The organism is Halobacillus locisalis (assembly GCF_013694105.1).
Lineage (GTDB): Bacteria > Bacillota > Bacilli > Bacillales > Halobacillaceae > Halobacillus > Halobacillus locisalis.
On the sequence record NZ_JACEFG010000002.1, the window covers coordinates 287682 to 309639 of the forward strand.

Consider the following 21958-nt stretch of genomic DNA (forward strand, 5'->3'; position numbering starts at 1 on the left):
TTTGATGGGAAAGTCGACTGGATTTATGGAGTACGAACGTCAAGCGATACGAGAAAGAGATCCGGCCCAGCGAACGAAAGACTGGGATGACTACACACTTCCCCTTTCGGAAGAGGAAGTACAAGAGCAAGGGGCGCGCTGCATGGATTGCGGCGTTCCGACTTGTCACTCTGGAATGGAGATTAAAGGTGTTACGACGGGGTGCCCTGTCTATCACCTGATCCCTGAGTGGAATGACTTAGTGTACCGTGGGCAATGGAAAGAAGCCTTGGAAAAAGAGCACGAAATGAATAACTTCCCTGAATTTACAGGCTTCGCATGTCCTGCGCCATGTGAAGGGGCATGCGTGTTGGGAATCAATGAGCCACCTGTCGCAATCCGCAGTGTAGAGCGATCTATTATTGAAAAAGGATTCGCCGAAGGATGGGTCGTACCTGAGCCACCTGAAACGCGTACAGGGAAAAAGGTGGCTGTCGTCGGATCCGGACCTGCTGGATTAGCGGCCGCTGCCCAACTGAATAAAGCTGGTCACTCCGTTACGGTATATGAGCGTAACGATCGTGTCGGCGGACTTCTAACGTACGGCATTCCAGAAATGAAGTTGCCTTATTCTGTTGTCGAGCGTCGTGTGAAGATTCTTGAAGAAGAAGGCATTCGTTTCCAAACCAATACGGAAGTAGGGCGCAATTACCCTGTCTCCCGTCTTCAAGAGGAGTATGACTCTGTTGTTTTGTGTGGAGGAGCGACCATTCCTCGAAATATCGAAGCAGAAGGTCGTAGCTTGAAAGGCATTCACTATGCGATGGACTTCCTTCATTCAAACACGAAGAGCTTACTCGATTCGGATCACCAGGATGGTGACTATATCAGTGCAAAAGATAAGAACGTCATCGTTATTGGTGGCGGAGACACAGGGACAGACTGTATGTCAACGTCTATGCGCCACGAATGTAAGAGTCTTGTTCAATTCGATATTTATGATAAAAAAGGGTCCACACGTGATAATGAAGTGAACCCTTGGCCCCAGTACCCGATCATTCACCGTGTTGAGTACGGTCAAAAAGAAGCGGAAGCAACATTCGGAAAAGACCCACGTGCCTATGCCGTCATGACCAAGAAATTCGTCGGTGATGAAAAAGGCCGTGTGAAAGAAGTGCATACGATTGATGTCGCTTTGTCTTATGATGAGAAAGGCAACAAAGTCCGCACAGAAATTCCTGGAACTGAAAAAGTTTGGGAAGCGGATCTTGTTCTGCTTGCGATCGGCTTCAGTGGACCTGAGCAGGATTTGATCGAGAAACTGGGCGTTGAAACAACCGTCCGCACAAACGTTGCTGCGCAATACGGAAAATACACAACGAATGTAGACGGCGTATTTGCTGCCGGAGACATGCGTCGTGGTCAAAGTTTGATCGTCTGGGCGATCAACGAAGGCCGTGAAGTGGCACGTGAATGTGACCGTTACATGATGGGATCAACTCAGTTACCATAAGTATAAAAAGGAACCTTCGGCATAAGTCGAAAGGTTCCTTTTTTCATAAGTTTGTTTATTTCTTCTCATAATAAGGAAAAGGATAATAAATCATAAAAAGAGGGTGAATAGGAATGATTCGAACTATACTTATGATTATTGGTCTCATTGTTGTTATTGGCTTTATCCTCAGTCTTCTCTAGATTCACCACCGTTTGTCAGGCTTTCCTTCTCATAAAGGAAAGCCTTTTTTATTTTCTTTCATTTATGAAACAATCGAGCTGTTTCCGTTCTAACGTTTAATGCTTGAAGGGGCGGGAACTCACTCGCTTTCCGCGGGCATGTGGTGAGCTTCCTCAGGCTTCGCCTTGCGGGATCTCACCAATCATGTACACCCCACAGGAGTCTCGCGAGTTCCCGCCCCTTCTTACTTTTGTAAGAAAAACGGAAACACTTGATTAGTTCGCTTAACCAAATCCATCTGCCTAGGGTTCGTTCATTTCCACAGGGATGGGGTGGTGGTGTTGAAACGACGAGACTCCCGCGGGAGAAGGGCTCAGGCAAGACCCCACAGGGAGTGCAAACGACCGAGGAGGCTTGCCGGCTCCCCCGCAGGAAAGCGAGTTGTTTCAACACCACCCCCTAACCTTTATTGGTAACGAACCCCGCATTTACTCAAACATATAAGCAGGATTTCCCAAATGGATGAGGAATATAGAGGGAGGGTTAGGATACAAAAAACGCTTAGGGGAGTGGAGGAGAATGCTTGAATCCGTCGACCTTTCTTTGAAGATGAAAGATAAAAAGCAATACAAAAAAGAGTTGAAACAAACTCAATTGGAATTAGTTCGCTTACAACGCTTGCTATTCGATCACCAATTAGGATGTCTGATCGTATGTGAAGGGTGGGACGCGGCAGGGAAAGGAGGCGCAATCAAACGTTTGACTAGCGGCCTTGACCCACGTGGCTTTGAAGTCCATGCCATTGGTGCGCCGTCATCCAATGAAAAGCGGCATCATTACCTTAAGCGTTTTTGGACGAAGCTGCCACCATACGGAAAGATAGGCGTATTCGATCGCTCGTGGTACGGGCGGGTACTTGTAGAGAGAGTAGAAGAGCTAGCTACTGATTCAGAGTGGCGCAGAGCTTATGATGAAATCAATGAATTCGAACAACTGCTTGTCCATGATTACTACGTGTTGATTAAGTTGTGGTTCCATATCTCGAACGAAGAACAGCTGAGGCGTTTTCAGGAACGACAAAAGGATCCATTGAAACAGTGGAAAATCACCGACGAGGATTGGAGAAACCGGTCTAAGTGGGAAGCATACGAAAAAGCCGTAGAGGACATGATCGACAAAACGTCTACCGCAGAAAGTCCATGGCATGTGATCGAAGGAGAAGACAAACACTATGCCAGGGTCAAAACGAATCAAACGGTCATTCGCGCAATCAAAGAAAGAGTAAATCAGCAGTCGCCTTAATACTTAAGGTGACATGCTATACTAACCGTAAGGAGGATGATACGTATGAAAGGATCAATAGAGTTACATAAAGACAGGTTCATCGAAGAGTTGATCGAGTTTTTGAGAATCCCAAGTATTTCGGCTCTATCTGAGCACAAAGAAGACGTTCAAACAGGAGCCAAATGGGTCGCGGACTCATTGAAATCAATCGGTATGGAGAATGTGGATGTAATCGAAACGGATGGACACCCGATTGTGTATGGAGACTGGTTACACGCAGAGGGAAAGCCGACGGTTCTTGTGTATGGCCACTATGATGTACAGCCTGCCGACCCACTTGATTTATGGGAGACGCCTCCCTTTGATCCGGTCGTACGCGATGGTAAAATCTTCGCACGCGGGGCAACCGATGATAAGGGCCAGCTTTTCTTGCATATCAAAGCGATCGAACTGTTGATGAAAGAGAATGGGAAGCTTCCGGTTAATGTGAAATTCTGTATCGAAGGGGAAGAGGAAGTGGCGAGTCCTAACCTCGTTCCGTTTATCGAACAGAATCAGGAAAAACTCTCGAATGATGCCGTCGTAATCAGCGATACGTCCTTCATCGAAAAAGGACTCCCGGCCATTTGTACATCACTAAGAGGAGCACTAGCTATGGAGTTGCAAGTGAAGACGGCCAATTCGGACTTGCATTCCGGCACCTATGGAGGGGGCGTACCGAATTCGATTCATGCGCTTGTTCAATTGCTCGATTCGATGCGTCATGAAAATGGTCAAGTAGCGATTGATGGCTTTTATGAAGGCGTGCCGGAGCTGACAGATGAATTGCGAGCGGAAGTCGCTAAAGTGCCGTTCAATGAAGATCAGGTGAAGAAGGACTTGGAACTTGATGAGCTGTTCGGTGAGGAAGGGTTCAGCTTCCATGAACGCGTCGGCATCCGCCCGACACTCGAGATCAATGGCATTACAGGTGGATTCCAAGGAGAAGGGTTGAAGACGATTGTACCGAAAGAAGCGAGTGCAAAAATAAGCTGCCGCCTCGTCGGTGATCAAAACCCTGGGGACATTTACGCGGCGATTGAGAGGCATGTAGAAGCCCACAAACCAACAGGAACAAGCGTATCCCTTCATCAATACATTCAGGCGAACCCTATCGCCATCGATTCAGCCAATCCGATGATTCAAACGGCTGCAGATGCTTACGAAGAAGTTTACGGAGTGCGTCCACTGTTCCCGAAAGAGGGAGGATCGATTCCGATTGTCGAAGTGTTCAGTCGCGTGCTTGATTCGCCGGTTGTCTTGATGGGCTTCGGATTACCATCGGAAAACCTGCATGCACCAAACGAGCATTTCCATTTGGAGAACTTTACGAAAGGGATCGAAACGGTTTGTAACTATTTCCGCCGTTTAAGTGAATAAACAAGGTGATGAACAGCATGAACTCAGCTAGGAAAATCTGATTTCATGCTGTTTTTTATTTTATGAATCCTAAGACTAACAATCTGTCTGTTTTTGTAAGAATTTTGGCAGTAAAATGATAGAATAGGAATATACATGAGGAAAGGAAGTGCAACCCTTCAATGGAAACGACTAAACTAAAACCCAGGTCGGTCGGAGAGAACTTAGATAAGACCTTCAGCCTGGCGAAAACACATTTCAAGTCTTATTTCATCATCCTTCTACTACTGATGGGCCCAGGATTTCTCATCAACTACATATTTCTATTCTTAGGTGGCGCCAACGTGATCAAAGGAACAACAGAAGGTGGTTTCTTCGCTTCCTTAGACAACGATACCCAAGCGACAGGAGTCCAGCAGTTTGTCTTAGAAAACTTGGGGAGCGGAATGGAATTACTCTTCGTAGTCCTCACCGGTCTGGCTAGCTTTATTCTTATTCCGATGGCCCACGCTTCTGTTCTGATCGGTACGACAAAAGGAATGAAAAATGAATCCTGGACCGTATCTGAAGTTATAAAAGGCGCCTTCTCAAGGTTTTGGCCATTAATCGGAAGCAGCCTGTTATTTGGTGTGATCGTAACAATAAGTCTTACCGCAGGACTTCTGTTTGTCGTGTTTGCTGGTTTTGGTACGGCTTCAGGTGGCAGTGCCGTGGGAGCTATTATTTTGGGTGTGATGTTCTTACTAGCCGTCGTAGCCCTTGCCATCTTTTTCACAATTAAACTAGGCTTCTTCTTTGCATCGGTTACCTTTGAAAAAGTAGCTCCAGGCTTCTCGAAGAGTTGGAAGCTTACAAAAGGCCGTTTCTGGCCTACGTTTGGATTCTTTGCCGTCGTCATCATCATCAATATTTGCATCTCTTTCCTTCTCGAAGGTATAGCGTCATTCGCCTTAGGCACGAGTGTGCTTTCAACCGTACTGATGAATCTGTCTAGTATCATTACTACATTGTTCCTGATGGTCGGGTATGCCGTCTATTATACGGATCTGAGGACGCGTAATGAGGCGAGTAATATAAGAGATATGATTTCTTCCTACAAATCGGATGATGAGGCTGTTCCTTCATCAACGGATCGGTGAGTCGGATGAGTCAGCCGAGTGATGCGAGGGAAGAGTTCGAGAAAATTCTCAATCAAGACGAATACCAGGCTTATAACGAAAACGCTGAAGGTCCTTTTCAAAAGTGGAGAGAGGCGGTCGGAGAATGGTTCAACAATCTGATCGAATCGTTGTTCCCGAATGCTTCCATCAACTCACCAGGTGCAGAAGGGCTTCTCTATTTTTTCGGAATCATTGGTGTTGGTCTTCTCATTTTTCTTATTGTCCGTTTAAGTAAAGCGACAAACAATCAGGCTGAACTGAAAAAAAGAAATCCCATTGCGCATAGTAGTCAATTGGGATGGTCGTACCAGCAGCACTTGGAGGAATCAGAGCGTCTAGAGAGCCGGGGAGAGACCCAAGAGGCGGTACGTCATTTATTTCTAGCTTTGCTTCTCTATTTTGACGAACAGGAGTGGATTTCGGCTCAAGTGTGGAAATCGAACGGAGATTACTACGAGGAGTTGCAGAAGGTGAAACGTTCGGTAGCAAAAGACTTTCAAGACGCGGCCCTCTTATTTGAGCGCGTCGTGTATGGAAAGCAAGCCATCAACCAAACGCACTATCAAGCGTTTCGTCAAAAAGTCACGACCTTGATCAACCTCTCTCATGGGAAGGTGGGATCGTGATGAGGAACAAATGGAAGCCATGGCTATTTATCGGTGTTGGTGTGATGGTCCTTCTTGCGGCCGCTCTCCTTGCTTCAACACGACAACCAGACAGCTTCTCCCCCTATGTTTCGGAATCTCCTTCGCCGTCCGGTGTGAAAGCGATGTATGAGTATATCGAACAAGAACGACAAGTCAGTCGCTGGCACGGATCTCCAGAGCAGCTGCCGAATTTAACAGCATCGAGAAACATCATTATGGTGGAGCCGTCTTATACGCTGACGGGAGAAGAGATGCGGCGATATGAACAGTTCATGGAAAAAGGACATACAATCCTTTTATTAAAAAAGAATCCGGTGGGGTATTTCGACTTGAAAATAGATCCGACACCGCCATCAGAAGGTCCGGTTACAGTCTCGGGACCTTTCGAGAATTCTCTAGATGCAACGGTCGATTAGGGTTTCCGCCTAAGGCCACAAGCAGCAGATCAGGTGCTTATGAAAGACGACAAGGGCGCTCTTGTATTGGAAAGGTCATATGGAGAAGGTCAATTGATTGTCTCTATGAACCCTGATTGGGTCATCAATGGAGCCATTCTTGAACATGATCATGCGGCTCTCACAGCCCAGTTATTGGAGGAATCGGGACCTGGTCCTGTTTTAGTGGATGAGTATATCCATGGCCCGAAAAATATCCCGACTGTTTTTACCATTTATCCCAAGTGGGTATTGGTGATTGCTCTTCAATTGCTTCTTCTGACCATCGTCTGGTTATGGAAGAATGGCAAGCGATTCGGACCGATTTATACACCGAGAGAGCATCGCGTACGCTTAGGTGACGAGCGTCTACAAGCACTCGCGTCCTGGTACACCAGAGGAGGCTTTTATAAGGAGTCCATCCGGATTCAGGAACAGTACCTTCGTTCGTGGATTCGTAAACGCTTTGGACTTTCTAGAATGAGTACGTGGGCAGAAATCCGCGAAGCGCTTGCGAAGTACCAAACCACTGATGAACAAGCGCGTTGGAAGCGATACACAACCGATCTGGATGATATCGATACGAACGACAAGCTGCGGAAATCGTCCTATTTGCAGTACAGTAAGAACATCGACGATCTTAGGAAAGAGGTGCAGGAACGATGAACGAACGATTGGCTGCCTTGATGGAACATTATGAAAAGAGGATCATAGGACAAACGAAGAATATGAAATTATTATTGTCTTCCATTCTCGTAGGAGGACATGTTCTGTTGGAAGGTGTCCCCGGAACGGGTAAAACGCAAATGGTACGAACGCTTTCCCGTTTGCTAGGGGGCGATTTCAAGCGAATTCAGTTCACTCCTGATTTGTTACCGAGCGATATAACGGGAAGTATGATTTACAATATGAAATCAGGAACCTTCGAAACATTGAAAGGCCCTATTTTTACAAATGTGCTACTCGCAGATGAGATCAACCGTACACCGGCAAAAACTCAAGCTGCTTTGCTTGAAGCCATGGAAGAGAAGCAATTGACCATTCAAGGCGATACGTACGAGCTTCCGGATCCGTTCTTTGTCGTAGCGACCCAGAACCCGATTGAATCGGAAGGGACGTACCCACTGCCTGAGGCCCAACAGGATCGATTCCTATTTAAACTTCATGTCGACTTTCCTGAGTTTGAAGAAGAAGTCTCCGTGTTGAAGCAAGCTGTGGAGGACCATGAGAACTCTGCGCTAACGACGGTGATGGAGATGGAAGAATTTCTTGAGATCAGCCGTGATATCGAAATGGTCACGATCGATGATTCTGTCTATTCGTATATGATGTCGATTGTAAGGGAGACGCGGGATGTGGATACCATTCGATACGGGGCGAGTACAAGGGCGGGCATTGCCATTGCGAAAGCTTCTAAAGCTTGGGCGTATGTACATGACCGGAAGTATGTGACCCCGGATGATGTGAAGGTCGTATCGATCCCGGCACTTAGACACCGAATCATGTTATCTCCGCACATGGAACTGGAGGGATCTACGCATGACCAAGTCATTCAAGACATTGTGGGATCTGTTCCTGTTCCGAGATAGAGGGATTGTACCAACAACAAGGCTCGTGGCTGCATTCTCCGTTGTCTCCTTGGTTACCATTTCTCTATCTATCTCGGGACTATCCTGGGCTGCCATTATGGCAATCAATGTTGGAATAGGGATCGTTAGTTTGCTGGATTTGCTGCTTTCCCCGAAGAAAAATCAGTTGCATATCCACCGTTACATAAATGAAGAGCTCGAGCGAGGGGTGGAAACGGAAGCGACGATCGAGGTCATGAATGATTCAAAGGAAGAAGCTTTCTTTCGCATTATAGATGAACTTCCTCCATCGTTCTCCCACCCTTTCCCGATCAAGGAATCGGTATCGGCTGGACAAAAGAAAACATTAACCTATCCGCTTACTCCAGAAGAGCGGGGGGATTATCCCCTCGAACAGCTACATATTCGGTATCGTTCGAAGATAGGTCTTTGGCAAAAGCAGCACAAAGTCCATTTAACTGACCACGTTCGTGTGATTCCAGATATGACAAGTAGCCGTCAATATCTTGAAGATGCTCAAAAGTATTTGCTTCATGAAGGAAAGCGGATCAAGAAGCATCAACAAGGGACGGGGGAGTTTTCGAAGATCCGAAACTACGTTGTCGGGGACGATCTACGTTTAATCAATTGGAGGCAGACAGCCAAGCTGCAAGAATTGATGACCAATGAATATGAACCGGAGCACGGGAAGTTTGTTACGATCATCATCGACTGTGGGCGCATGATGGGCGTCGAGTTAGAAACGGGCAATCGACTGGATCGTACGTTGGAAGCGGCCGTGACAGTTGCGACCGCCGCTCTGAAAAAAGGCGATGCTGTCTCAGTCGTCGCGTTTTCTAAAGGTTTGCACGTCTATGTTCCGCCAGCTAAAGGGATGGACCATGTCCGAACGATTTTGCGGCAAATTTATAATCTGAAGGCTTCGAAAGTAGAGTCGAATTATGCAGCTTTGTTCCAGCATTTAGAGAAAGTGCAGAAAAAGCGGAGCCTATTACTGCTGTTCAGCGATGTCGATGCGCTCGTTCATGAAGAGGCCCATTTGTTTTATTTACAGCGTTTACGCAGGAAGCACGTCTTTCTTATGCTCGGCATTGAAGATCAGACGACGGTTCAAAAAGCTGAAGTGACTCCTCGCACATCAAAACAAGCCATGGTCAAAACCATGGCACAAAAGCATTTGATGGAAAAAGAGAAAGAGCTCGGAAAGTGGGAGCGACAAGGGCTTCAAATGGTTGAGGCACCTGAAGACCAGCTCGCCGCAACCGCTGTCAGCCGCTATATCGATTTGATGAACAGAGGTTTGTTGTAAAGCACGAGCCCAATACCTACATTAATACATCGGAGTCCCTTCATTTTTTCTGATATAGCGGTACTGACCGTATGAGATGTACACAGCAAGACCGATCAGTGTAAGAAAAGCGACGGCATATTTCGCTTCTAATGAAAGAGTAGAGGGAGTAATGAATCCTTCAATCAACCCTGCAATGATGAACATCGGAATGGTCCCGATCAACAGAAGGACGGAGCGGTAGGCTTGTTCTTTTAACTGGATGATCCTCGACCGATTACCGGGGACGAACAATTTATAGCCCATCAAAAGACCTGCCCCGCCGGCGATGAAGATGGCCGTCAATTCTATCACTCCATGAGGGACAATATAAGCCCAAAATTCATAGGATTTACCAGACTGCATATAAAGAGCGGCTAAAGCGCCCACGATGATGCCATTGAAGACAAGGGCATAGACGGTGAGCAGCCCAAACGTAATTCCTCCGGCAAAAGCTAAAAAGGCGACTTGGATATTGTTAGTCATAATCTCTACAGACATGACAGGCGAATCAACAGCCCCGTCCGGATTCCCGATCTGATCCGGGTCGAACGCTTGGGCCATCGACTCTGGAAGGATAGAGTACAGGCTCATCACATCTTGAGAAACCGCGATAAAAGCAGCTGCACCTCCCAAAGTAAATAGAAGCATGCTGATGACAACGAATCTCCATTGTTCGATGAAAATCCGAATAAACGTAGAGCCAAAAAACTGCTTTAGTTGTTTCATATTCGATACGCGGTCTTGATACAACGTATGGTGCGCATTAGATACGAGGTCATTCAAGTAGTCGGTCACGTCCTCGTTCGGATAATACGTCTGGCTGAAGGACAAATGCTGCGCTGCTTTTTGATAGAGGCGCTGAAAGGATTCGACCATCTCAGGCGACGGTTTTTTATTATGTAATTGATGCAAGACATCTTCTAATTGTTTCCATTCATTTCGGTGTTGTTTAATAAACTGTTTATAATTCATTGCTTCACCACACCATGCTAGATTTTTACAATTATCTATAATTATAAAGAACGTCCGAGAAGATTGAAACCGTTATGTTACATAGAGTAAGGGGGGGATTCGATGAATCATGAAGAATATAAAATCGAGACACCGGAACACGTCACGCTCCGTGTCACATTAGCCGGGCTGGGAAGCCGAGGATCAGCGCTGCTTATCGATATGGCTGGCATAGCTCTCATGCATATTGGTCTATTCGCCATCCTGTTTTTTATGGAACGCAATATGACCGAATGGTTTATAACAGAGGGCAATGTGTTTTACGCAACCGTTCTCATCATCAGTTTCCTACTGAATTGGGGTTATTTCTTCTTCATGGAGTTACTTGCTGGAGGGAGGACACTCGGGAAGATGTTCATGGGTGTTCGTGTCGTTGATGATCAAGGGGGAAGCCCGACTGGTATTCAGATTCTGGTACGTAACCTCCTTCGTGTGATCGATATGCTGCCTATCTATTATCTGTTGGGAATGATCATGGTGTTCGCCCATCCGAAACATAAACGGTTAGGTGACTTGATGGCAGGTACGATCGTTGTACATGAAGGGCGTAAAAAGAAGAATCACCCTAAAATCGATAAAGAAATCGAAAAACGAGACTTGACGGCAATCCCGCTTAGCGAACAATCGATGCAGATGTTTCAAAAGAAGGAGTGGGATCTGTTAAAAGCTTATGTCGATCGTTTCGAAACACTATCTTCTTCCCAGCGTTCTTACGTCACCCTGGAAGTCGCGCATATTCTGTTTCCTAAGGTTGGGATGGACACCAAGGGTAAAACGTCATCGGATTTAGAAGATGAATTACTAAAGATCTATTTAACAGTTCGTGATGATTGGGAATTCCACTCATGAGAGGCCGTAGCAGCGGCTTCTTTTTTTGTATATGACTGATTAAAGTGAAGAATATGGATGAATGATGAAGAATTTGATATTAATCATTTACAACAGCGTGAAATTTGGTATTATATACTAGGATTTATTAAAATATAACTAATATAGTTAAGGAAAGGAGAATGTAGCCTATGCTTACTTCTCTGTATATGTTGTCACTAACTGTTTTGCTTACGTTCCTAGTATTATACGCTGTTGATAAGGTAGTGAATCGATTTAAGAAGGTTAAGAAAGAAACGATTCAGCCGGACCAACTGCAACCTGATGTAGAATTTACGCAGTCGTTTAAATAAATGTTTTTCTGGAAGAGGGCCCTCGATTTGAGAGTCCTCTTCTTTGTTTGGACAGGTGGGCCAAGTACGTATAATCATTTTTTTACAATGGATTATATGGTAAAATGGAAATGTTTATCCCGACTTTACTAACAACCAGTGGCCAATCCGCCACTGAATGAAGTGTTTTATATTCGTGTAGAAATTTGACGGTTGAGTGTAGCCGTTAGCAATAAAAAAGAAACTATTCTATGTCATGTGCGAAGAAGGGGATTATTGATGGAGAATAAAGCAGTTGTTCTAGGTGCCAATTATTATATCGGCCTAAGCACGATTCGTTGTCTGGGCATGCATGATGTTCATGTGGCAGCCGTCGATTATGCGTGGGAAGGGTCATATGGACTGGAGTCGAAGTATTGCTCGGAGACATTGATCGGTCCTCACTATAAAGAAGATCCAGAGGGGCTCGTGACGTTTTTGATCAATTATGCAAAACAGCAGACGAGCACACCGGTCCTGATTCCGACAGCGGACCCATATGTGGAATTTGTTGACGCTTATTTACCTGAACTACGGGAGTATTTCCTTATTCCACAAACGGAGCAAGGACTTTATACTAAAGTAATGGACAAAGGTACGTTACATACCTTAGCTTCTGAGCACGGTGTGGCTGTTCCTGAGACAGTGGAAGTGGACGATGAGGATTTTGTTCAAAAAGTGGATGAGATCATTCAATACCCATGTCTCGTGAAGCCCGTCGATTCTCCAGCCTTTGTAGCCAAGTTCCGTAGAAAGCTGTTCCAGGTATCGAATCAGGAAGAGTTACTGGAAAAGGTTCAACAAGCGAAGGATGCAGATATAGAGGTGATTGTACAGCGTATCATTCCTGGTTTCGATGATCACATGTACACATTTGATGCGTATTTGAATCAAGAGGCTAAGGTGACACACTGGGTAACCTGCCAGAAGTTGCGTCAGTTCCCGATCAACTACGGGGCATCTGTTTACACGCAGCAGAAGTATGTCCCGGAGCTCTATGATTTAGGAGCGAAATTCTTAGAGGGAATCGGCTATAAAGGGTTTGCCGAAATCGAATTTAAGAAGGATGCAGAAACGGGCCGCTATTATTTAATCGAAATCAATGTTAGAATCACTAACTTAAACCATTTACTATATAAGACAGGAATCAACATTCCATATATTACGTACCGAGATTTAACGGGGGACCCTTTGGAACCGAAGGCCATCCAAGAAGACAAAAACATGGTGTTTTGGTATGCGTATGAAGATTTACTTGCGGTTCGGGAATACATCAAGACTGGCCAGCTTTCGCCAAAGAAAGTCATCGGCTCGTATTTCAGACCTAAAGCTCATGCGATTTGGGACCCGAAAGACCCGAAACCAGCCATCGCTTTTGGTAAAAAAATGGCCGGACTCGTTGTCGATAAAGTAACGAAGAAAAGTTGAACGATAGACAAGCATAATCTGAGCAGGGAAGGTAGATAGCATGGCGAAACTAAACGAGTTGTTACAATCCATTCAAGTATTAGAATCGTGGAATGAGAAAGATCTAGACATTACGGGGCTCGCTTATAATTCAAGAAAGGTCGAGCCGGGACAAATTTTTGTCTGTATCAAAGGTTTTAAAACAGATGGGCATACGTATATATTAGAAGCCGTATCTAACGGAGCGACTGCAATTATTGTCGAAGATTATCAAGAAGGCTGGGATGACTTGCCTCAATTCCGGGTTGAGGACAGTCGCGCTTCTTTAGCTGCTCTTGCTGATGCCTTTTACAATCATCCTTCACAAGCGATGAAGACCGTAGGAATTACGGCGACCAATGGTAAGACGTCTACCTCTTTTATGACCAATGCTATTCTTGAAGAGCATGGATTAAAGACAGGACTCATCGGAACCGTTGTCGTGAAGTTCGGTGACTATTCTGAACCAACGAAGCTTACGACTCCAGAATCTCTAGATCTTCATCATTACTTCGCTCAAATGAGAGATCAAAATGTATCTCATGTAACGATGGAAGTTTCGTCTTCTGCCTTAGATTTGAAGCGTGTCGGTAGTGTTGATTTTGACATTGTGACACTGAATAACATCAGCCGTGAGCATATCGACCTTCATGGGTCTTTCGAGGAATACTTTAATAGTAAAGCTAGTCTGATCCGCGAAGCGAAAGAAGATTCTTGGGCGATTCTGAATTTGGATGATTCCTATTCAGCATCTCTCATTGAAGAAACGAAAGCTCAGATACTGACGTTCAGTGTGGAGACGGGAGATGGCGATCTTGTGTGTCGCAATCTTGATTTGTCAACGGGCCGTGCGAAGTTCCAAGTGGAGATCCGTAAACCTCTTTCAGTTGGAACGACGACTTACGAGCCTACGACATTCGATATTGAATTATCTACGCCTGGCTACCATTCCGTGTATAACTCCATGGTGGCGATTGCTGTAGGGTTATTAAATGAAATCCCGTTTGAAACCATTCAAAAAGGGTTAAAAGCATTCGGAGGCGTGGAACGGCGCTTTGAAATGGTATTCGAGGACGATTTCAAAATCCTTGATGATCACTTTGCGAACTACGGGAATATTAACGTTACGTTAAGTACGCTCGAGCAAATGAGCTATGAGGACTTGAAACTTGTCTATGCGATTCGAGGAAGCCGTGGTGTAACCGTCAACCGTGAGAACGCAGAAGCCATCGCTGAATGGTCGTCCCAGCTTGGTTTGACGGAGGTCATCGCTACTCTCAGTGATTCTCACACAACAGAAAAAGACCAAGTCACGGAAGAGGAATTGGATGTATTCCAAGACGTCATGAACGAAGCGGGTATCCGTGTGTTGTTATATAAAGAACTGGACGAAGCGATTGAACATGCATTATCTGATGTTCAAAAAGACGATGTCGTGTTATTAGCTGGTTGCCAAGGGATGGACCCTGGAGCAAAAATCGCACTCGAACAATTAAACAAAGCGAGACCAGAAATGGATGAAGAAACCTTATTCAAGCCACTGAAAAATCGCGTGGCAGGCATTTTATAAGCATCTAAGAAATGTTCAGGTCTATCGCAAGGAGGCATTACATGAATGACAAAATCATAGGTATTCTCGGGGGGATGGGACCTGAAGCGACAGCCGAATGCTATTTGAAAATCATCCGCGCGACGAATGCATCGAAGGACCAAGAGCATTTCCGGGTCATCATTGATAGCAACTCGAAGATTCCTGATCGCACAGAAGCGATCTCAGGTCGCGGACCGAATCCAGTACCTGAGATGGTTCACGCCGCCAAGAACTTAGAAAAGCTGGATGTAGACGTCGCTTGTATCCCATGTATGACAGCCCATTACTTCATAGACGATGTCCAACGGGAAGTGAACGTTCCTCTATTGAATGCTTTTCTAGAGACGAAGAAATTCATTCAAGATGTTCATCCGAAAGCGAGCAAAATAGGTGTCTTAGCCACTACGGGGACCCTTGAATCAGGCTTATTTGAGAAATATTTAGATAATATGGATGTCATTTATCCGACGCCTTTTACTCAACAGGAGAAAGTCATGAAAGCCATTTATGGCGAAGAGGGTATCAAAAGTGGCAACACGGATGGTGAGCCCCTCCACCTCTTACAAGAAGCGGCACAGGAGCTGATTGAGAACGGTGCGGAGGTCATTATTTCCGGTTGTACTGAGATTGGCTTGGTGTTGAAACCTTATCATGTGAAAACACCATTGATCGACCCGATGGAAGTGGTCGCTCACGCTGTGGTGAAGGAAACCGTTTACCAAAAGTAAACAAGGACTAGGAGTGCAGAGGATGAATAGACAAGAGACCAAACAGTTTTTGTCCGAATCATTTTATGAGGGAGTCTATCATAGAGAACTCCGGTTATCTGCGAAAGAGGTGGAACTGCTCAGGCAGCTATATCCATCAGCCAGTGTGAGAAAAGTCAGCAACCATACCGTAAAAGCGTGGTATGATGTCTGTTTGAACCGCCCGGAAAAGGTTCCGCGAACAAAGCGAGTTCCTACAGAGAAAGTATAACCATAAAGCTTCGCTATAGAATCTTCATCTAAAAAGACAATTCATAAGAATTGTCTTTTTTTCAGTTTGTTGAGAAAGCCACTTTCTGTTCTGCCAAAATGAGAAGGAGCCGGTGGCGTGGAAACGACTCCCTTTCCGCAGGAGGCGGTGAGCTTCCTCGTTCGCTACGCGACCTGCGGGATCTCACCCAAGCCTCAGTATCCTGCAGGAGTGTCGCCGTTTCCACGCCACCTTACTACAGGAAGGCTGAACCTCTAGAGAATTCAACGACAATCAGGATCTCTACTCATGACCACACCATGCTGCTTGGCGAGGATTCTGTTCTCACTATTTATCGCATAGTGGGATGGAAAACGGGGAGACTCCCGCGGGAGAAGGACCTAGGCGAGACCCCACAGAGAGTGTCAACGAACGAGGAGGCTTGCCGGCTCCCCCGCAGGAAAGCGAGTCGTTTTCCATCCCACGGTAATCTCATGCGATCTAACAGAACCGTTTCCTTGACTTCTTCAACAGCCTGTAAAAAGACAATTCATCAGAATTGTCTTTTTTTGTTTCTTAACTATAGGTAATTTGTCTCGAGACTTTAAACCTTTACAAGTGTATAACTATGAATAGACGCCTGACAAGTATGAGGCTACAAGTAAAGACACGAGTTGTCATTCTTGTGTAAAGGTATGAAACACAAATGTAATAATAAATAGTCTCCAATTAGCCTATTTCTTTGTTATAATGAGTAGGTAATTGCATAAATCGACAACAGTTACATAGATGCATCTTAGAATGACAATATGAGTGTTTAGTAGGAAGTGATTGAAATTGTTCGATAAGCATGACTTAGGACACGAATTCTCTCTTGTCGAATTTCGTCTCTTCTCGTTGAGATATGCAAAAAATCAACGAACGTCCGAAGTGAAGAGGTGTCACAAGATATGAAGTTCAAAACGTTCGGTCGGCATGGTAAAGAAGGCTTTAAGAATTTAACGAGAAATTCATGGATGTCTATAGCATCTATTTCTGCTGTCACGGTCACCCTGTTGCTTGTGGGTGTATTCGCGACTATATTATTGAATTTGAATGATATTGGGTCACAAATCGAGGAAGACGTTGAAGTGCGTGTATTCATCGATTTAACGTCTACCCAAGAAGCTCAAGAACAGCTTGAGGAGAAGATAGATGAAATTTCGAAGGTCTCAACCGTCGAGTTCCAATCCAAGGAAGAAGGACTCGAACAGCTGATTGACAGCTTAGGAAGTGAAGGGGAAGTCTTTGAATCTTTGAAAGACGAAAACCCGCTGAATGATGTCTTCGTCGTACAAACAGAAGATCCTCAAGATACAATCGGAGTGGCGCAGACTATCGAAGAATTTGAAAATGTTGAAAAAGTAGAGTACGCCAAAGAAACGGTGGAGCGTCTATTTAACGTTATGGATATTGCCCGCAACGTTGGTCTTGCAATTATAGCTGGACTGTTATTTACAGCGATGTTTTTAATTGCCAACACGATTCGAATTACGATTGTGGCACGTAAGAAAGAAATTGAAATTATGAAGATGGTCGGAGCTACTAATTGGTTTATACGTTGGCCATTCCTGATTGAAGGTGTACTGATTGGAATTTTAGGTTCTCTTATTCCGATTGCTTTAGTCATCTTCGGTTATGATTTTCTTTACGCAGAAATTAAGACGCGTTTCCCGACACTATTCATTGATTTATTGCCAGTGTATCCTTTTGTTTTGGAAGTTTCAGGACTTCTTCTACTTATGGGAATCACCATTGGTTTATGGGGAAGCTTCACATCCATTCGCAAGTATTTGAAAGTATAGAGACACGATAGACTGACTGGAAAACTTACAGGAGCCCGGGGGAGGAAGTTTGATTGAAGTTTAAATTGTTCGTCGCCGTACTGACCGTGAGCCTTACGTTGTCTGGGTTGTTTACAGCTAGCCCAGCTATTGCTGAATCTTTAAAAGACAAGCTTGATGAAAATCAGGACAAGCAATCGGAAAACCAGAAGAAAAAAGAGCAGAAAGAACAAGAGATCTCTGAAATTCAAGAAGACCAAGAACAAGTGAATGCAGAGATTACGAGATTAGACAACCAGATTATGGAAACTCAAGATAAAATCAGCACAAAAGAAGCTGAAATCAAGCAAACAAGAGAGAACATCGAGCAACTCAAGCAAGAGATCGCAGAATTAGAGAAGCGTATTGCAGAACGTGATGAGTTACTAAAGGATCGCGTAAAGTCTATGCATCAAAATGGAGGGGCTATTGATTACTTAGACGTTTTAATGGGAGCTGAAAGCTTCGGTAACTTCTTAGAGCGTGTAATCAGTCTGAATACGATTGCAGAGCAGGATAAAGAGATACTGGAACAGCACAGAGCTGACAAAGAAGCTGTGGAATCTAAGAAAGCAGAAGTAGAAGATCAATTGGCTTCTTTGGAAGAGAATCTAGCAGAGTTAGAATCTCTTAAAAAAGAATTAGATAGTAGCAAACAGGAAAAGAACGACCTTCTTCAATCTCTTGAGCGAAAAGAAGAAGAACTTCACAATCATGTCATTGATATTGAAGAAGAAAATCAAAACCTTGCTGCACAAGAAGCAGCCATTCAGAAAGAAATTGAACGACAGCGCAAGGCAGCGGAAGAAGCTGCTAGAAAAGCACGAGAGGAAGCAGCAAGAAAGGCTGCTGCTGAGAAAGCCAGCTCCAACTCAAGCTCTAGTAGTTCAAGTTCCAGCAGCTCAAGCTCGGCTTCTCGCCCGTCAAGCAGTGCTACGTTCGCTTGGCCTGCTAATGCACCAGCGACGTCTGAATTCGGCATGCGCTACCACCCGATCCACAATGAGATGCGATTACATTCAGGAATCGATTTAGCTGCAGGTGGAACGGTACCGATTTACGCATCGGCTGCAGGAACAGTCAGTCGTGCATACTATTCGTCAAGTTACGGTAATGTGGTCATGATTTCTCACCAAATCAATGGCCAAACCTATACGACGCTATATGCGCACCTGAGAAGTACCCCGGCAGTGTCTCAGGGTCAATCGGTATCTCAAGGTCAATTCCTAGGCAACATGGGAAGTACAGGGGACTCAACAGGACAACACTTACACTTTGAAATTCACAAAGGTTCTTGGAACGGAAGCCGTTCAAATTCTGTAAACCCACGTAACTATCTGCCTTAAACAATAATCAAAACACGCTGGTCGTCACATCGACCAGCGTGTTTTTTACTTTGACCGCATGTTTTACCTCCACCTACTTCATATAATCTCCCTAATCTCGAAGACTCGAATTTGAGGATTCTTGCCCCTCTACGAAAGTAAGTCTAGGATGTGGTGGGAAATGACTCGCTTTCCTGAGGGGGAACCGCCAAGCCTTCCCGATCGTTAACACTCCCTGTGGGGTTCTCGCCTTGGTCCTTCTCCCGGGGGAGAGTCTCGCCATTTCCCACCACACCCATCCAAAACAGTTAGTCGGACCATTCATTGATGAAAAGAAGCACGTATGTCTGAATAGGCTGAGGAAATGTCCGAATGGGGCTGCGTTCATCCAATACATCTTGCTAGAGTCGCATTGTTCACGGCTCCACTTTTCGGTGTGTGATTTCGAGAGACTATTTTGGCAAGGGGAGATGGGGAACGGGGAGACTCCTGTGGGATTAAGTGGGACAGCTGAGACCCCACAGAGCTTTAGCTCGAGGAGGCTCAGCGCCCGCCCCACGGAAAGCGACTCGTTCCCCATCTCCCCCTTCCTCACTAAAAAGTCTCGAAATCGAGTGTTCAAGGTTACTGCCAGGTTGTGTAATAGGAGTATCTGTGTTCACATAAGCAACCTTGTTGACACAAATACCCTTATAGGTATATTATTGACACAGATTAACAATTAGAAAAGGAGATGAACAATGATATATATCTTAACGACATTGATAATCTTTGCATTGTTGTTCTTCTTGTATCGATATATGCCTGTTACAGGTGTCAAACCGTTGACCGTCGATCAATGGACGAACGATGTGGTCTTATTGGATGCACGTGATTACCAAACTTCTGCAAAAGATCGTATAGAAGGGGCGTATTGCATTCCTCTTTCCTATTTGAGCCGCCACTATCGTGATCTACCACGTCAGGACATTGTCCTTATTGTTCATGACGAGGTAGAGAAAAACTTGTGTACGCGGTTATTGCGTAAAAAAGGTCATAAGGTTGTAGGGTACACACGTGCCTGTGACTCTGCTTATCAGCAAGTTCCGTGCTTAGGTGGTGAATAGGGAGGTGTAATTATGGATTGGATTCAGTGGGGGATCATACTAGCTGCCGTATGGTTTTTTGGACGTACAATCATGCCTTCGAGAGGAATTTCATCGATTTCCGGCCAAGAGATTGAACAACTCAAGGCAGATGAATCTCATGTATTTGTTGATGTACGAACGCCAGGTGAGTATAAGCGACAATCGAAGAAACCCTTTCAAAACATTCCTTTATCAGAGATTAATCAACGTTCAGATGAATTGAATCGTAATGATACGATTGTATTGCTCTGTCAGAGTGGGATGAGAAGCATGAAAGCAGCAAGATTATTAAAGAGAAAAGGGTTTACTAAACTAATCAATGTTAAAGGCGGAATCAACACTTTATCATAGGTGAGGTTCCACATACCGAAAACATAGGATAACGCACCCTATGTTTTTTTCTTTTTTTTCAAAACTAAAGATAGACTCAGCCCAGGTTCTCGAATATTTAAATGGATGCTAAGTCCGTGATTTTGTGGAGAATATTGTATAATTATTCGATATTATGTAGTTGATTGCAAAATGCACACATGCAAACAAAAAGTAAACACTGAGTACACAATTCTGTTTACATGTGTACAAACGCGTACGCAAAACTACATGGTGGTATGTGTGCAAATCTGTGTACGTGTAAACTTGATTGTGTGCAAGTAAGCAAAAATGGGTACATCTTAAGGCGCATTGACTAATCGGTGATAGTTTATTAGATTTAAACTAGTGACAACCAAAATATAGCAAACTTCATAAAGGAGAGCTGACTGATGACAAAATCAAGAATTGCTGCGGTAGATGTAGGAAATGATGCGGTGAAGGCAAACTTTGGGAAACTAGAGTCTTCCTTGTATATTCCAAACGTCATCGCGAGAGATTTAGAAGACCGTCCTGTTATAGGAATTGAAGAGTTAGACGAAAAAGACCCACTCGATAATCTACATATTCGAGTGCATTCACCAGCGCTGAGGGAAAATAATGCCATTTACCGTGTTGGAAACCTTGCTACGAAGACGACAAACTCGACCGAGCTCGATCCGGGAAGCTACAAGTCCGAAGAAGACCAGACTCTGATCATGCTTTTCGCTTCTCTCGCATTAGACGCTGTTCAAGGTAAAGATGCGAAATCCTCACAGAACAATGTTGTGGAAGCGAATTATACCTTGGGTACGGGACTTCCTTTACGAGAAGTGAAAGAAGGAAAAGATGTTGGCTATCGTTCTCAACTACTTGGTTCTGTTCACCAAGTCGAATTCCTTGTAACACCTAAATATCAGGGCATCAAAGTAAACTTGAAATTTGATGAGGTCAAAGTGTACCCAGAAGGGTTTGCTGCTTATGTGAACCTTGTTATGGATAACGATTTGAACATTATCAATAAAGAGTTGATTGATAAGCAAATCTTGATTCAAGACATTGGTGGTCTATCTACGGATATCGCTGTTATTCGCAACCGAAATGTGGATGATGATAAGGCACAAGGATTTAATTTAGGGGTTGCAGAGTCCTTGGAAATGATTCGTGATGAAATTTTGACCAAGCATGGGGTCGAGCTGGACAGTCGCCGTGATGTGGTCGATATCATTACACGTAAAAACGACCGTCACCATATTATGGTTCGTGGTAGCCGTACGAATGTACATGATATCACCGATCGTATATTGCTTGAACTTGCGAAGAAACAGTACCGTTACCTTCGAAATGTATGGCAGAAGAACTCCCAGTCTGAAATTTGCTACTTCGTAGGTGGTGGATCAGCTGTACTAAAAGACTACATCAAAACATTGAACAATAAGTTAGATGGGTTCAACATCGAATTCTTTGAAGATGAAAACGAGAGCATCTGGATGATGGCCAATGCTTACTATAAGCTGGTTGCTGACTATATTCGCAAAAACGAAAAGCAATCAAAAAAAGAAGAGCAAAAAGCCGCTTCATCTAAATAGGTGATGT

At 44.6% G+C, this 21958-nt stretch carries 19 protein-coding genes and 1 pseudogene; 19 read left to right on the forward strand and 1 reads right to left on the reverse strand.

Features of this window, described 5'->3' with window-relative positions:
- The first annotated feature begins 4 nt into the window (after positions 1-4).
- From H0266_RS08690 to H0266_RS08730, 8 genes and pseudogenes are all read left to right on the forward strand, one after another.
- Entirely contained in the window at positions 5-1492 is a 1488-nt protein-coding gene (locus tag H0266_RS08690; RefSeq protein ID WP_181472016.1) for a glutamate synthase subunit beta, read from the forward strand.
- 741 nt (positions 1493-2233) lie between these two features.
- On the forward strand, positions 2234-2956 hold the full coding sequence (locus H0266_RS08695) for a polyphosphate kinase 2 family protein (RefSeq protein ID WP_181472017.1): 723 nt from the start codon (positions 2234-2236) through the stop codon (positions 2954-2956).
- 45 nt (positions 2957-3001) lie between these two features.
- Positions 3002-4357, forward strand: coding sequence for a dipeptidase (locus H0266_RS08700; protein ID WP_181472018.1), 1356 nt, complete (start codon positions 3002-3004; stop codon positions 4355-4357).
- 161 nt (positions 4358-4518) lie between these two features.
- Entirely contained in the window at positions 4519-5475 is a 957-nt protein-coding gene (locus tag H0266_RS08705; RefSeq protein ID WP_181472019.1) for a hypothetical protein, read from the forward strand.
- 5 nt (positions 5476-5480) lie between these two features.
- On the forward strand, positions 5481-6122 hold the full coding sequence (locus H0266_RS08710) for a DUF4129 domain-containing protein (protein ID WP_181472020.1): 642 nt from the start codon (positions 5481-5483) through the stop codon (positions 6120-6122).
- 44 nt (positions 6123-6166) lie between these two features.
- A pseudogene (locus H0266_RS19685) lies at positions 6167-7243 on the forward strand (DUF4350 domain-containing protein).
- Positions 7240-8166, forward strand: a complete 927-nt coding sequence (locus H0266_RS08725) for an AAA family ATPase (protein ID WP_181472023.1) — start codon at positions 7240-7242, stop codon at positions 8164-8166. The pseudogene H0266_RS19685 and the gene H0266_RS08725 overlap by 4 nt, the downstream one beginning before the upstream one ends.
- Positions 8117-9475, forward strand: coding sequence for a DUF58 domain-containing protein (locus tag H0266_RS08730; RefSeq protein WP_181472024.1), 1359 nt, complete (start codon positions 8117-8119; stop codon positions 9473-9475). Before H0266_RS08725 ends, H0266_RS08730 begins: the two co-directional genes overlap by 50 nt.
- 21 nt (positions 9476-9496) lie before the next feature.
- Here the strand turns inward: H0266_RS08730 and H0266_RS08735 are convergent, their stop codons facing one another.
- Complete coding sequence (locus tag H0266_RS08735; RefSeq protein ID WP_181472025.1) at positions 9497-10468, reverse strand: stage II sporulation protein M; 972 nt, start codon at positions 10466-10468, stop codon at positions 9497-9499.
- Between the two features lie 102 nt (positions 10469-10570).
- Between H0266_RS08735 and H0266_RS08740 the strand changes: the two genes are divergently transcribed.
- From H0266_RS08740 to H0266_RS08790, 11 genes are all read left to right on the forward strand, one after another.
- Positions 10571-11356 carry an RDD family protein gene (locus H0266_RS08740; protein WP_181472026.1) on the forward strand — a complete coding sequence of 262 codons (786 nt, stop codon included), beginning with the start codon at positions 10571-10573 and terminating at the stop codon, positions 11354-11356.
- A gap of 188 nt (positions 11357-11544) precedes the next feature.
- Complete coding sequence (locus H0266_RS08745; protein WP_181472027.1) at positions 11545-11688, forward strand: hypothetical protein; 144 nt, start codon at positions 11545-11547, stop codon at positions 11686-11688.
- Between the two features lie 258 nt (positions 11689-11946).
- Entirely contained in the window at positions 11947-13134 is a 1188-nt protein-coding gene (locus tag H0266_RS08750; RefSeq protein ID WP_181472028.1) for a carboxylate--amine ligase, read from the forward strand.
- 40 nt (positions 13135-13174) lie between these two features.
- Positions 13175-14722, forward strand: a complete 1548-nt coding sequence (locus tag H0266_RS08755; RefSeq protein WP_181472029.1) for a Mur ligase family protein — start codon at positions 13175-13177, stop codon at positions 14720-14722.
- Positions 14723-14763: 41 nt separating this feature from the next.
- Positions 14764-15471 carry a cysteate racemase gene (cuyB, locus tag H0266_RS08760; RefSeq protein WP_181472030.1) on the forward strand — a complete coding sequence of 236 codons (708 nt, stop codon included), beginning with the start codon at positions 14764-14766 and terminating at the stop codon, positions 15469-15471.
- Positions 15472-15493: 22 nt separating this feature from the next.
- On the forward strand, positions 15494-15721 hold the full coding sequence (locus tag H0266_RS08765) for a hypothetical protein (RefSeq protein WP_181472031.1): 228 nt from the start codon (positions 15494-15496) through the stop codon (positions 15719-15721).
- Between the two features lie 929 nt (positions 15722-16650).
- Entirely contained in the window at positions 16651-17544 is an 894-nt protein-coding gene (ftsX, locus tag H0266_RS08770; RefSeq protein WP_181472032.1) for a permease-like cell division protein FtsX, read from the forward strand.
- 53 nt (positions 17545-17597) lie between these two features.
- On the forward strand, positions 17598-18908 hold the full coding sequence (locus H0266_RS08775; RefSeq protein WP_181472033.1) for a murein hydrolase activator EnvC family protein: 1311 nt from the start codon (positions 17598-17600) through the stop codon (positions 18906-18908).
- 719 nt (positions 18909-19627) lie between these two features.
- Positions 19628-19993: a rhodanese-like domain-containing protein gene (locus H0266_RS08780; protein ID WP_181472034.1), complete on the forward strand. Its 366-nt coding sequence runs from the start codon at positions 19628-19630 to the stop codon at positions 19991-19993.
- Between the two features lie 12 nt (positions 19994-20005).
- A complete protein-coding gene (locus H0266_RS08785; RefSeq protein WP_181472035.1) occupies positions 20006-20365 on the forward strand; it encodes a rhodanese-like domain-containing protein in 360 nt (119 codons plus the stop codon).
- Between the two features lie 410 nt (positions 20366-20775).
- Positions 20776-21951 (forward strand): ParM/StbA family protein, encoded by a 1176-nt coding sequence (locus H0266_RS08790; RefSeq protein ID WP_181472036.1) that lies wholly within the window; start codon positions 20776-20778, stop codon positions 21949-21951.
- Positions 21952-21958: the final 7 nt, after the last annotated feature.